Annotated in this window: 10 protein-coding genes; 8 read left to right on the top strand and 2 right to left on the bottom strand. The window is 54.2% G+C overall.

The window, feature by feature from the left end:
• Positions 1–286: 286 nt before the first annotated feature.
• The gene (locus DWY79_RS01535) at positions 287–1,522 is read left to right on the top strand and encodes a site-specific integrase (RefSeq protein ID WP_004291422.1); all 1,236 of its coding nucleotides are present in this window, start codon (positions 287–289) and stop codon (positions 1,520–1,522) included.
• Positions 1,523–1,533: 11 nt separating this feature from the next.
• Positions 1,534–1,896, top strand: coding sequence for a hypothetical protein (locus DWY79_RS01530; RefSeq protein ID WP_004291423.1), 363 nt, complete (start codon positions 1,534–1,536; stop codon positions 1,894–1,896).
• A gap of 77 nt (positions 1,897–1,973) precedes the next feature.
• On the opposite strand, the gene DWY79_RS01525 is transcribed toward DWY79_RS01530, so the two are convergent.
• Together DWY79_RS01525 and DWY79_RS01520 are read right to left on the bottom strand one after the other, a co-directional pair.
• Positions 1,974–2,279, bottom strand: a complete 306-nt coding sequence (locus tag DWY79_RS01525; protein WP_004291424.1) for a helix-turn-helix domain-containing protein — start codon at positions 2,277–2,279, stop codon at positions 1,974–1,976.
• Between the two features lie 31 nt (positions 2,280–2,310).
• The gene (locus DWY79_RS01520; protein ID WP_004291426.1) at positions 2,311–2,610 is read right to left on the bottom strand and encodes a helix-turn-helix domain-containing protein; all 300 of its coding nucleotides are present in this window, start codon (positions 2,608–2,610) and stop codon (positions 2,311–2,313) included.
• A 201-nt stretch (positions 2,611–2,811) separates the two neighbouring features.
• Here DWY79_RS01520 and DWY79_RS01510 point away from each other — a divergent pair, with 201 nt between their 5' ends.
• From DWY79_RS01510 to DWY79_RS01485, 6 genes are all read left to right on the top strand, one after another.
• Entirely contained in the window at positions 2,812–3,174 is a 363-nt protein-coding gene (locus tag DWY79_RS01510; protein WP_004304264.1) for a helix-turn-helix domain-containing protein, read from the top strand.
• A 3-nt stretch (positions 3,175–3,177) separates the two neighbouring features.
• Positions 3,178–3,528: a helix-turn-helix domain-containing protein gene (locus DWY79_RS01505; protein ID WP_004291454.1), complete on the top strand. Its 351-nt coding sequence runs from the start codon at positions 3,178–3,180 to the stop codon at positions 3,526–3,528.
• A 20-nt stretch (positions 3,529–3,548) separates the two neighbouring features.
• Positions 3,549–5,120 carry a DUF3945 domain-containing protein gene (locus DWY79_RS01500; protein WP_004291455.1) on the top strand — a complete coding sequence of 524 codons (1,572 nt, stop codon included), beginning with the start codon at positions 3,549–3,551 and terminating at the stop codon, positions 5,118–5,120.
• 60 nt (positions 5,121–5,180) lie between these two features.
• Positions 5,181–7,268 (top strand): type IA DNA topoisomerase, encoded by a 2,088-nt coding sequence (gene topB, locus DWY79_RS01495; RefSeq protein WP_004291456.1) that lies wholly within the window; start codon positions 5,181–5,183, stop codon positions 7,266–7,268.
• A gap of 162 nt (positions 7,269–7,430) precedes the next feature.
• Complete coding sequence (locus DWY79_RS01490) at positions 7,431–7,883, top strand: DUF1896 domain-containing protein (protein WP_004304266.1); 453 nt, start codon at positions 7,431–7,433, stop codon at positions 7,881–7,883.
• Positions 7,873–13,689, top strand: coding sequence for an N-6 DNA methylase (locus DWY79_RS01485; RefSeq protein WP_004291462.1), 5,817 nt, complete (start codon positions 7,873–7,875; stop codon positions 13,687–13,689). The genes DWY79_RS01490 and DWY79_RS01485 overlap by 11 nt, the downstream gene beginning before the upstream one ends.
• The last annotated feature ends 301 nt before the right edge of the window (positions 13,690–13,990 follow it).

Here is a 13,990-nt window from a genome sequence, read left to right as displayed (position 1 = left end):
TAGAATTGAGTTACAAGGGTTTTGGTTGAAGTGGCGATAATCCGTGAAGCCATTACAATCCCTGCCGAAGCCAAATCCTGACGCCGCTACGTTACTTGTTCGTAACCATGCCCGAAAATGCGACAAACGGGTACGAATAGCGAAACAAGGCTCTAAGGAATAGTGAGTTATCCATAACTCATGCGAAAAATCAGGTTACGGAAAAAGATTGCGCCGTTCCTCCCCGTTTTGCGTACCAACACCGGACTCTTCACCAACTAATTTTGAAACCCAAAAATTAAGGACAATGAAGAGTACATTTTCAGTAATCTACTACCTCAAGCGTCAGGTAGTGAAAAAGGACGGGACAGTTCCCGTCATGGGACGCATCACGGTGGACGGCAGCCAGACACAGTTCAGCTGCAAACTGACTGTCGATCCGAAACTGTGGGACACCAAAGGTGGACGTGTCACGGGCAGAAGCACGGCGGCACTCGAAACGAACCGTATGCTTGACAAGATGCGGGTACGCATCAACAGGCATTATCAGGAAATCATGGAGCGTGACAACTTCGTCACGGCGGAGAAGGTGAAGAACGCCTTTCTCGGACTGGAACACCGCTACCACACGCTGATGCAGGTGTTCCGCCAGCACAACGAGGACTACGAGAAGCAGGTGGAGGCAGGCATGAAAGCCAAAGGCACGCTGCTGAAGTACCGCACCGTTTACAAGCACATGCAAGAGTTCCTCGACATCCGCTACCATGTGAAGGACATCGCCCTAAAAGAGCTTACCCCGGCTTTCATCTCCGACTTCGAGATGTTCCTGCGCACGGACAAGCACTGCTGCACCAATACCGTGTGGCTGTACGTCTGCCCGTTACGGACGATGGTATTCATCGCCATCAACAACGAGTGGCTGACGCGCGACCCGTTCCGCGAGTATGAAATCAAGAAGGAGGAAACAACACGCAGTTTCCTGACCAAAGATGAGATCCGCCTGCTGATGGAGGGGAAACTGAAAAACGCCAAACAGGAATTGTACCGCGACCTCTACCTGTTCTGCGCCTTCACGGGGCTGTCGTTCGCGGATATGCGCAACCTTACGGAAGAGAATATCCGCACCTACTTCGACGAACACGAGTGGATAAACATCAACCGCCAGAAAACGGGCGTGGTGTCCAACATCCGCCTGCTCGACATCGCCAACCGCATAATCGGCAAATACCGGGGACTGTGCGGGGACGGCAGGATATTTCCCGTTCCGCATTATAACACGTGCCTTGCCGGTATCCGTGCCGTCGCCAAGCGTTGCGGCATCACCAAGCATATCACGTGGCATCAGAGCCGCCACACGGCAGCCACGACGATATTCCTCTCCAACGGTGTTCCCATCGAAACGGTCAGCTCCATGCTCGGACACAAGAGCATAAAGACGACGCAGATTTACGCAAAGATAACCAAAGAGAAGCTCAATCAGGACATGGAGAACCTTGCCGCAAGATTGAACGGCGTCGAGGAATTTGCAGGTTGCACCATCTAAAAAGAAAAGCCATGAAACGTGACACAATCATCATCGAGGACAAGGCAGTCAGCGTAACCGGTAACGACGTGTGGATGACCGCCACCGAAATAGCCGGATTGTTCCATACGACCGTCCCGGCAGTGAACGCCGCCATCAGAGCCGTCCGCAAGTCGGACGTGCTGAACGACTACGAGGTGTGCCGCTACATGCAGCTTGAAAACGGGCTGCACGCGGACGTGTACGCCCTTGAAATCATCATCCCGGTCGCTTTCAGGGTGAATACCTACAACACCCACCTGTTCCGCACATGGCTGGTGGGAAAGGCACTCTCACAAGAGAAACGGCAGACATACGTGATGTTCATACAGAACGGAAAAGCCGGGTATTGCTGATTGCACATACCCCATAAGACAAGTAAACGGGTAGCACCACAAAAGGTGTCACCCGTTTACTTTTTCATGAAACCGCCTCACTCCAGCGGCTTGCGGTAGTTCGCTTCCAGTACCCCGCGCAGCCCCGTTTCCGGGTAAAGCACCTTCCCTCCCAAAAGTATGAAGGGCAACACGCGGTTGTTGCGGTATTCCTGCAAGGTGCGCCGGCTCACACGGAGCAGTTCCGACACCTCGCCGTCCGTCAGGTAACGTTCCCCGTCCAGCGGAGGACGGTAGCTTTCCAGAAATGCGGACAGCCATTTCGAGCCTTTGCGCATATCCTGCACCACAGAGGCTATCGGCTCGTCTTCCATCGTAAAAACATCGTTGTTCTCGTTCATCATAACTTCGGATTCAGTGGGTGAATAAATCAAATCATCTGCCGTGCGGATAGAGCGTGCCGACAAGCGGTATCAGCCGCTTCACCTCCTCTGGCTTGTAATAGAACCTGCGGTTTATCTGCGAGTAGCCGATAAGCCGCCTGTCACGCAGCGTCTGCAACGTGCGCGGGCTTATTCTCAACTGCCCGCAGACCTCCTCGCCCGTGAGCCATCTTTCCATGCGCCCCGTGTCGCTTTTGCGCCTCAGGGCGGCGACCTTCTCCGAGAGTGCGCCGAATGCCGCCACCATCATCTCGAAAGTCTTTTTCTCGATAGATACTATTTCCATATTCATGTCATTTAGAGTTTGCCGCAAAGGTAACGAAACGGCATACAAGACGTATCGTTTTCCGCTGAAAGGCTGCCTGTTGCGCCGTTTGACCGGGTTACGGAGCCATCTTCCGCAAAAATCTTACGTGAGTCACGTAGTGAGTTGTTAAAGCCCCTTTTGTTTATTGCCGAATTTTGTCGCAGAAACAAAAAGAAAGGACTGAACATGAAAGTGATAACAATGGAAAGTTCCGCCTACAAGGAGATGATGGCGCAGATTGCGAACATCGCAGGGTACATCCGCGAGGCAAGGGACGAGAAGAAACGGAAGCGGGAAACCGAAGACAAGCTGCTTGACACGGCACAGGCGGCGAAGATGCTCAACGTGAGCAAGCGCACCATGCAGCGTATGCGCACCGACCACCGTATCGAGTATGTGGTGGTACGCGGAAGCTGCCGCTACCGCCTTTCCGAGATACTGCGGCTATTGGAGGACAACACAGTAAGGAACGAGGAAGGGACAATAGACACCCTGTTCCACAACCACACGCTGCGCACGGGCGGCAAACCAAAAGGAAGGAGGACATAGGTCATGGAACTGCTCACACGAAACAACTTCGAGGGCTGGATGCAGAAGCTGATGGAACGGCTCGACCGTCAGGACGAACTGCTGCTGGCGATGAAGGCTGAGGGGAAACAGCCCACTATCACGGAAAGCATCCGCCTTTTCGACAATCAGGATTTGTGCATGTTGCTCCAGATAAGCAAACGCACCCTCCAACGCTACCGCAGCGTAGGCGCATTGCCCTACAAGACGCTGGGCAAGAAGACCTATTACAGCGAGGAGGACGTGCTGACATTCCTTTCCAACCATATCAAGGACTTCAAAAAGGAAGATATAGCCTTCTACAAGGCTCGTATCCATAATTTCTTTCATAAATAACCCATTAAAACATTTTTCAGATGGCAAAGAAAAAAGACGAAAAGGACGTGCTGGTAGTCCGTGACGAGAAGACAGGCGAGATCAGCGTGGTAGCCGGGCTGAACGCGGACGGCACACCCAAGCGCACCCCCGCAAAAGCGGAGAACGCGCAGAGTTTCCTGCAATTCGACCGACATGGCGACGTGCTGGACAACTTCTTCAAGAACTTCTTCCGGCAGTGCAAGGAACCCAGCCGCTTCGGTTTCTACCGCATTGCGGCAGACCAAGCTGAAAATCTCTTAGAGGTGATGAAGCAACTGCTGAAAGACCCCGAAGCGAACAAGGAGCTGCTCGCCCCTCACAAGGTGGACACCTCCGACTATGAGAAGAAGGTGCAGGAAGAGATGGCAGCACAACAGACAGAGAAACAAGAACCTCAAAAACAGGAGAACATGGAACAACGGAAAGAACAGCAACAGGACAAATCCGAACAGATGCAGGGCAAACGTGGCTACCAGCCCATCGACGAGAGTAAAATCAACTGGCAGGAGCTGGAGGACAGATGGGGCGTAAAGCGGGACAACCTTGAAAAGTCCGGCGACCTTACGAAGATGCTCAACTATGGCAAGTCCGACTTGGTAAAGGTCAAACCGACCTTCGGCGGCGAATCATTCGAGCTGGACGCCCGCCTCTCCTTCAAGAAGGACGGTGAGGGAAACATCAGCCTCGTGCCGCACTTCATCCGCAAGGAGCAGAAGCTGGATGAGTACAAGGAACACAAATTCTCCGACAATGACCGGAAGAACCTCCGCGAAACGGGCAATCTCGGTAGGGTCGTGGACATTGTGGACAGGGAAACGGGCGAGATCATCCCCTCCTACATCAGCATCGACCGCAAGACGAATGAAATCACGGACATTCCGGCAAGCAGGGTGCGCATCCCGGAGCGCATCGGCAAGACGGAAATCACCACGCAGGAGCGGGACATGCTCCGCGCCGGACTGCCCGTACGCGACAAGCTCATCGAGCGCAACGACGGCAGAAAGTTCGTCACCACCCTGCAAGTGAACGTGGAGCAGCGCGGCGTGGAGTTCGTGCCGGGAACCGGCAAGTCGCCCCGTACCGCACAGACACAGGAAACCAAAGGCGACACATCGAAAAGTCAGGCGCAGGGCGGGGAAAATGCCGCACAGACCAAGAAGGAGCAACGCCGCAACACGTGGACGAACGAGGACGGCAGCATCCGCCCCATCAGCAAATGGAGCGGCGTGAGCTTCACCGACCAGCAGAAAGCCGACTATGTGGCGGGTAAAGCCGTGAAGCTGGAGAACGTGACCGACAAGCAGGGCTTCCATGCCACGATGTATATCAAGTTCAACCCGGAGAAGGGACGCCCGTACCGCTACGACACGAACCCTGACAATGCACAGCAGGTTGCTCCGTCCAACGAGAGCCGCACGCAGGTGGCGGTGAACAACGATGGCAAGACCAACGAGGCTACAAAGAATCTGAGAGAGCCGTTGCAGAAAGGTCAGACCAACCCGAAGGACGCCCGCCAGCAACAGCAGCAGGAGAAGCCGCAGAAGAAAACGGGCAAGGGCATGAAAATGTAATCCCGTGTCCGCCACTGAATCCAAAATAAAATCCAAAGTATCAACAAAAAAGAAGAAGACATGAAGACAATCATTGCAGAAAAGCCCTCCGTGGCACGTGAAATCGCCCGCATCGTGGGCGCGACAAAGAGAGAGGAAGGATATTTCGAGGGAGGCGGTTATGCCGTGACATGGGCATTCGGACACCTCGTTCAGCTTGCCATGCCCGACGGCTACGGCGTGCGCGGATTTGTCCGTGACAACCTCCCGATTATTCCCGACACATTCACGCTCGTCCCCCGTCAGGTCAGGACGGAGAAAGGTTACAAGCCCGACAGCGGCGTGGTGTCGCAGATAAAAGTCATCAAAAGACTGTTCGACACAAGCGAACATATCATCGTGGCGACCGATGCCGGACGCGAGGGAGAGCTTATCTTCCGCTACCTCTACCACTATACGGGTTGCACCACTCCTTTCGTGCGCCTGTGGATCAGCTCTCTCACCGACAAAGCTATCCGCGAGGGACTGCGGAAACTCGAAGACGGCAGCAAATACGACAACCTCTACCTCGCCGCCAAAGCGCGGAGCGAATCCGACTGGCTCGTGGGCATCAACGGCACACAGGCGTTATCCATCGCCGCCGGACACGGCACGTATTCCGTGGGGCGGGTGCAGACACCAACGTTGGCTATGGTATGTGAACGCTACTGGGAGAACCGCCGCTTTACGTCCGAAGCATTCTGGCAGCTCCATATCGCAACGGACGGTTGCGACGGCGAAGTCGTGAAATTCTCATCCTCCGAGAAATGGAAAGAGAAAGAACCGGCGATGGAACTATATAATAAGGTAAAGGCGGCAGGTTGCGCCACTGTCACGAAAGCCGAGCGCAAGGAGAAGACGGAGGAAACTCCCTTGCTCTACGACCTGACCACGCTCCAGAAAGAAGCCAACGCCAAGCACGGCTTCACGGCGGAACAGACGCTTGAAATCGCGCAGAAACTCTACGAAAAGAAGTTGATAACCTATCCGAGAACGGGAAGCCGCTACATCCCCGAAGACGTGTTTGCCGAAATTCCCAAACTGCTCGCTTTCATCGGCACACAGCCCGAATGGAAAGACAAGGTGCGGGCAAAAGCCGCCCCGACACGCCGCAGCGTGGACGACGGCAAGGTGACAGACCACCATGCCCTGCTCGTCACGGGTGAGAAACCGCTCTTCCTCTCCAAAGAGGACAATACCATCTATCAGATGATTGCCGGGCGCATGGTCGAGGCATTCTCTGAGAAATGCGTCAAGGATGTGACCACTGTCACGGCGGAATGTGCCGGAGTGGAGTTTACCGTAAAAGGCAGCGTCGTGAAGCAAACCGGATGGCGTGCCGTCTATGGCGAGGAAAAAGAGGAAATTACCATCCCCGGCTGGCAGGAAGGCGACACGCTGACACCGAAAGGCTCGTCCATTACCGAAGGAAAGACCAAACCCAAGCCGCTGCATACCGAAGCCACCCTGCTCTCGGCAATGGAAACGGCGGGCAAGGAAATTGAGGACGACGCACTGCGGCAGGCGATGAAGGACTGTGGCATCGGTACTCCCGCCACACGCGCCTCCATCATCGAAACGCTTTTCAAGCGCGGTTACATGGAACGCTGCAAGAAGTCGCTTGTTCCCACCGAAAAAGGACTTGCCCTCAATTCCGTCGTCAAGACGATGCGCATCGCCGATGTTGCCATGACGGGCGAATGGGAAAAGGAGCTGGCGCGTATCGAGCGCGGGGAACTGTCCGACGACACCTTCCGCAAGGAGATAGAGGCGTACACACGTGAGATAACCTCCGAACTGATCTCGTGCGACAAGCTCTTCGGCAGCCGTGACTCCGGCTGCGCGTGTCCCAAGTGTGGCACGGGCAGGATGCGGTTCTACGGCAAGGTGGTACGCTGCGACAACACGGAGTGCGGACTGCCCGTGTTCCGGCTGAAAGCGGGACGCACCCTGTCCGACGATGAAATCAAAGACCTGCTCACCGAAGGGCATACCAAGCTGCTCAAAGGGTTCAAGAGCAAACAGGGCAAGAGTTTCGATGCTGTTGTCGCCTTTGACGGGGAATATAACACGACTTTTGTGTTCCCGGAGGCTAAAAAGGACAAGAAATTTTCAGGACGGAAGAAATAGTATTAACTTTGCCACTTGTTCAGAGTAATGAATTGTTCTTCGATACCGGATTACACTCATACTTTGGATTTAGTGGTGGCACTCGGAGGGATACCGAGTGCCTTTTTCTTCCTTTTTCCAACCGATTATCCCGTTAATTATCAATCCGCTAAATCCAAAGTAATGAACAACAAGAAGAAAAACGAGGGTCAGACCGACTTTTCCTATTACGGTCTGTACCTGCTGGACTATCTCCGCACGAACAAGTTTGAACAGGCTGACGACACCGCTTTCATACGGGAACGGGCCGACCGTGCCGCCGAAACGTATGAGAGGGCACGGCTTGAAGGCTATCCCGCCGATGGTGCGCAGGAACTGGCGATGGACACGCTGCTGCGCGGGCTGCATTATTCCCGTTACGCCATCCTCCGCGAAGTCGTGGAAAACGAGTTTGCCGATGAAGTGCCGGAAGAGAAGCGTGAAGCCTTTGTCCTGAAACTGCTGCCGCTTGTCGGCAACGTGTTCTCCGTCTATGACCTCTCGGATGACAATTTCGCCCTGTCTTCCGATTACGACCTGCTCTACACGGAGCTGACGGGAGCAACCGTCCTTTACTTAGACGAATATGGCGTTTAACCGCAAACAGAAACTGCGGGACAACATCGAGGCGATACGGACGGCATTCATCCTTGACAGGGAAAATAGGACAGCGACAACCGAAGAGCGTGCCATACTTCAAAGGTACTGCGGTTTCGGCGGTCTGAAATGTATCCTCAACCCTGCAAAGGAACTGACGGATGCCGTCCGGTGGGCGAAATCCGACCTCGAACTGTTCGCCCCGACGGTGGAGCTGCACAGGCTTATCCGTGAGAACAGCAAGGACGAAACAGAGTACAAGCGGTTTGTGGATTCGCTGAAAGCGTCCGTGCTGACCGCTTTCTACACCCCCAAAGAGATAACCGACACCATCGCGGACGTGCTGGCAGATTACAGCGTCCGCCCCGCCCGTATGCTCGAACCGTCGGCAGGTGTCGGCGTGTTCGTGGATTCCATGCTGCGGCACAGCCCCAATGCGGATGTGATGGCTTTCGAGAAGGATCTGCTCACGGGTACAATCTTGAGGCATCTCTATCCCGACCAGAAAATGCGCACCTGCGGTTTTGAGAAAATCGAAAGACCGTTCAACAATTATTTCGACTTGGCGGTGTCCAACATTCCGTTCGGTGACATTGCCGTGTTCGACGCGGAGTTTCAGCGGAGCGACTCTTTCGGCAGACGCTCCGCCCAGAAAACCATCCACAACTATTTCTTTCTCAAAGGACTGGATGCCGTGCGTGACGGCGGTATCGTGGCGTTCATCACCTCGCAAGGGGTATTGAATAGCACCAAGACCTCCGTGCGTAACGAGCTGTTCAGTCAGGCCAATCTGGTATCCGCGATACGCCTGCCCAACAACCTGTTCACGGACAACGCGGGCACGGAGGTGGGCAGTGACCTGATTGTCCTGCAAAAGAACCTCAGCAAGAAGGAAATGTCGCAGGACGAGCGGCTGATGACCGTGATACAGACGGACACGAAAACCGCCCTGACCGACAACGCCTATTTCATCCACCACCCGGAACGCATCGTGCATACGATGGCGAAACTTGACACAGACCCCTACGGGAAGCCCGCTATGGTTTATCTGCACGAGGGCAAGGCAGCAGGCATCGCCGGGGATTTGCGCCGTATGCTCGACGAGGATTTCCATTACAGGCTTGCCATGCGCTTGTATTCGGGTTCAATCCGGCAGGCAGGAACGGAAGAAAAAGTTGCCGTTCAAAATAAAGTAGAGCGTCCTGCCATAAAATTGGAAACAGTATCCTCGGCGCAGACGGTGGAAACTCCGACAGAAAAGCCGCAACCCGCAGATGAAAAGCCGGAGATAGAACCGCGCCCGCAATATTCCGCAGGCGTGCAGCTCACCCTGCTTGACCTCTGGGGGATGACGGAAGAGGTCAGCCAACCGAAAACCTCCAAAAAGAAAAAGACGGTGAAAAAGGCAGTTACGGCAAAGTCCACTCCGCCCAAACCGAAAGTCACGGTTACACCGACAGCTCCAACTGCAAAACCCGCAATGGAGAATAAGGAGGTGAAAGCGGAGAACACCGCCAAGCCTGCCGACCCGGACGACATCTATGCCACACTGGACTGGGATACCAATCCTCCCATCAACGGTTTCTATGAAATGATGATGGGTTTGACGCCGGAGCGTAGGAAAGAACTTCGGGAACTGGCAAGGCAGCATAACGAGAAACAAGTGGCGGAAAAGACGGAAGTGAAAGCCGTGCCGGAAACTTCCCGTGAGCAGCCACGACAGGAGGAAACACAGCCGGAGGCAGTCGCCGCACCTGCCGTTACAGATACCCCATCGGAAGCGGTGGGGACTTTCCTTTTCCCCGACATCGAAGCGGAAAAGCCGAAGGAGGAAGTCGTGGACCTTTCTCCGCGTGCCTACCACCGCACGCCGGAGATGCACCTGCGCGAAGGGTCGCTGGTGGCTGACCGGGGGCGTCATAACATCGGCTACCTGAAAGACATCACGCCATACGGGGCGACATTCCAGCCGCTCGACCTGAAAGGATACCAGAAGGAAAAGGCGTTGTTGTATGTGTCGCTGCGTGACGCCTACGAGCGTCTGTACCGTTATGAATCGCTCCGGCGCGAGGCAAATGTTCCGTGGCGAGAGCATCTGAATACCTGTTACGATGAGTTTGTCATGCGCTACGGCAACCTCAACGCCAAGCAGAACGTGAAGTTAGTGATGATGGATGCGGGCGGGCGCGACATCCTTTCGCTGGAACGGATGGAAAACGGAAAGTTCGTCAAGGCGGACATCTTCGAGCATCCTGTTTCCTTCGCGGTGGAGAGCCATGCCAACGTAGGCTCTCCCGAAGAAGCCCTGTCTGCGTCGCTCAACAAATATGGTACGGTCAATCTCGACTATATGCGGGAGATAACCGACAGCACGGCGGAGGATTTGCTCACTGCCCTGCAAGGGCGCATCTACTACAATCCGCTCGTGACCGGTTACGAAATCAAAGACCGTTTCATCGCCGGAAATGTCATAGAGAAAGCGGAACGCATAGAGGCATGGATGGGTGACAATCCCGAAAATGAGCGTATGCCGGAGGTGAAGCAGGCGTTGGAGGCTCTGAAAGATGCCGAGCCGCAGCGCATCGCCTTCGAGGATCTGGACTTCAATTTCGGGGAACGCTGGATTCCGACGGGTGTCTATGCCGCCTACATGAGCCGGCTGTTCGACACGGAGGTGAAAATCGCCTATTCCGCAAGCATGGACGAGTTTTCGGTGGTGTGCGGCTACCGCACCATGAAAATCACGGACGAGTTTCTGGTGAAGGGGTATTACCGGAACTATGACGGTATGCACCTCCTAAAACACGCCCTGCACAACACCTGCCCTGACATGATGAAGTCCATCGGCAAGGACGAGCATGGCAACGACATCAAGATGCGCGACAGCGAGGGAATACAACTCGCCAACGCCAAGATTGACGAGATACGAAACGGCTTCTCCGAATGGCTCGAAGAGCAGTCGCCGCAGTTCAAGGAGCGGCTTGTGACGATGTATAACCGCAAGTTCAACTGTTTCGTGCGCCCGCGCTACGACGGCTCCCATCAGACCTTTCCCGACCTCAACCTGAAAGGGCTGGCAAGCCGGGGTATCAAGAGCGTCTATCCCTCACAGATGGATTGCGTCTGGATGTTGAAACAGAACGGCGGCGGAATTTGCGACCACGAGGTGGGAACCGGTAAGACGCTGATAATGTGCATCGCCGCGCATGAGATGAAGCGTCTGAATTTGGCACACAAGCCGATGATTATCGGGCTGAAAGCCAACGTTGCGGAGATTGCAGCCACCTATCAGGCGGCATATCCCAACGCACGTATTCTGTACGCTTCGGAGAAGGACTTTTCGACCGCCAACCGTGTGCGCTTCTTCAATAATATAAAGAACAACGACTACGATTGCGTCATCATGTCGCACGACCAGTTCGGCAAGATACCGCAGTCGCCGGAATTGCAGCAGCGCATCCTGCAAGCAGAGCTTGACACGGTGGAGGAAAACCTCGAAGTGCTACGGCAGCAGGGAAAGAACGTGTCGCGGGCGATGCTGAAAGGATTGGAGAAGCGCAAGCACAACCTTGAAGCGAAGCTGGAGAAGGTGGAACACGCCATAAAGTCACGCACGGACGACGTGGTGGATTTCAAGCAGATGGGCATCGACCACATCTTCATAGATGAGAGCCACCAGTTCAAGAATCTGACTTTCAACACGCGCCACGACCGTGTGGCGGGATTGGGAAACAGCGAGGGAAGCCAGAAGGCACTTAACATGCTCTTTGCCATACGCACCATACAGGAGCGCACAGGAAAAGACTTGGGTGCGACCTTCCTCTCCGGCACGACTATCAGCAACTCACTGACTGAATTGTACCTGCTGTTCAAGTACCTGCGCCCGAAGGAGCTGGAACGGCAGGACATAAGGTGTTTCGACGCTTGGGCGGCGATATTTGCCAAGAAGACGACGGATTTTGAATTTAACGTGACGAACAATGTGGTCCAGAAGGAGCGTTTCCGCTACTTCATCAAAGTGCCGGAGCTTGCCGCCTTCTATAATGAAATCACGGACTACCGCACGGCGGAGGATGTGGGCGTTGACCGTCCTGCCAAGAACGAGATACTGCACCATATACCGCCCACGCCGGAACAGGAGGACTTCATACAGAAACTGATGCAGTTCGCCAAGACGGGCGATGCCACCTTGTTGGGCAGGCTGCCGCTTTCGGAAACGGAAGAAAAGGCGAAGATGCTCATCGCCACGGACTATGCCCGGAAAATGGCACTCGACATGCGCATGATAGACCCGAATTACGAAGATCATCCCGACAACAAAGCGAGTCACTGTGCCAAGATGATCGCGGAGTATTATCAAAAATACGACGCCCAGAAAGGCACGCAGTTCGTTTTCTCTGATTTGGGGACATACCAGCCGGGCGACGGGTGGAACGTCTATTCGGAAATCAAGCGCAAACTGACGGAGGACTACGGTATACCGCCAAGCGAGGTGCGCTTCATTCAGGAGTGCAAGACCGACAAGGCGCGGAAGGCGGTGATAGACGCCATGAACGCCGGGACGGTGCGTGTGCTGTTCGGCTCTACCTCTATGCTCGGAACGGGTGTGAACGCCCAGAAACGGTGTGTGGCTATCCATCATCTCGATACGCCGTGGCGACCGTCCGACTTGCAACAGCGTGACGGACGCGGAGTTAGGGCAGGTAATGAGATTGCCAAACATTTCGCCGGGAACAACGTGGATGTAATCATCTACGCGGTGGAGAAGTCACTGGACAGCTACAAGTTCAACCTCCTGCACTGCAAGCAGACTTTCATAAGCCAGCTCAAAAGCGGTGCGATGGGTGCGCGTACCATCGACGAGGGGGCAATGGACGAAAAATCGGGCATGAATTTCTCGGAATACATGGCGTTGCTCTCCGGCAATACCGACCTGTTGGACAAGGCGAAACTGGAAAAGCGGATCGCATCGCTCGAAGGGGAACGCAAGTCGTTCAACAAGGGCAAGCGTGATTCGGAGTTCAAGCTGGAGTCAAAGACCGGCGAGTTGCGCAACAACACGGCTTTCATAGATGCCATGACGGAGGACTGGAACCGCTTCCTGTCGGTGGTGCAGACCGACAAGGAGGGCAACCGCCTTAATATAATAAAGGTGGACGGAGTGGATTCCGCCGATGAGAAGGTCATCGGAAAGCGTTTGCAGGAGATAGCCAAGAATGCCACGACCGGAGGGTTGTACACGCAGGTCGGTGAACTTTACGGTTTTCCGATAAAGGTGGTGAGCGAAAGGATACTCAAAGAGGGATTGGAGTTCACCGACAACCGCTTCGTGGTCGAGGGGAACTACAAGTACACCTACAACAACGGGCATCTGGCGATGGCTGACCCGTTGGCCGCCGCCCGCAACTTCCTCAACGCGATGGAGAGGATACCCTCCATCATCGACCAGTACAAGGCGAAGAACGAGGTGCTGGAGATGGAGATACCGCAGTTACAGGAGATAGCGGGTAAGGTGTGGAAGAAGGAGGACGAGCTGAAGCAGTTGAAGTCCGAACTTGCCGCCCTTGACCGAAAAATTCAGCTGGAGCTTGCGCCACCCACGCCCGAAGTCGCAGAAAAGGAGAATGAAGGGCAACAGCTCAAGCCGGAAGCGGAAGATGTGAGGAACAGGCAGGCGCAATATCCCGAAAATGCACCGCCGCAGATACGCAGTCCGGCGGATAGTATCGTTGCCAACCATGTCATAATCGGGCGTCCGGGACTGTATGCCAAGGAGGAAACCCGGTCCAAAGGATTGAAAATATAACCTAAGGAATTTTATCTGAAGTATTAATAAGGGCTATCCCAAAAGGTCTAAAAGTAAATTTTATCCTTTCTGCAAGTATCTATAGGATGGCAACTGCATTTTTTTCTTTTTGGGCAGCCCTTATTAAAATTTATTCTTATTTTAGGTTATATACATTCATGTCCATTTATGTAAAAAATTCCTGCTGACCTTGTTTATGTCTTGTCAGTCACCATTTGCAAAACCATATTTGACCCTCAAAGAGGCTGAATTTGATAAGTAACTTGCTACATACTCATAATAAGGAGCTAAATAGAACACG

The sequence above is a fragment of the Parabacteroides sp. AF27-14 genome (assembly GCF_003635425.1).
Lineage (GTDB): Bacteria > Bacteroidota > Bacteroidia > Bacteroidales > Tannerellaceae > Parabacteroides > Parabacteroides distasonis.
Note: the sequence above shows the minus strand (reverse complement) of the source record. Positions and strands in the feature narration are given on the sequence as shown.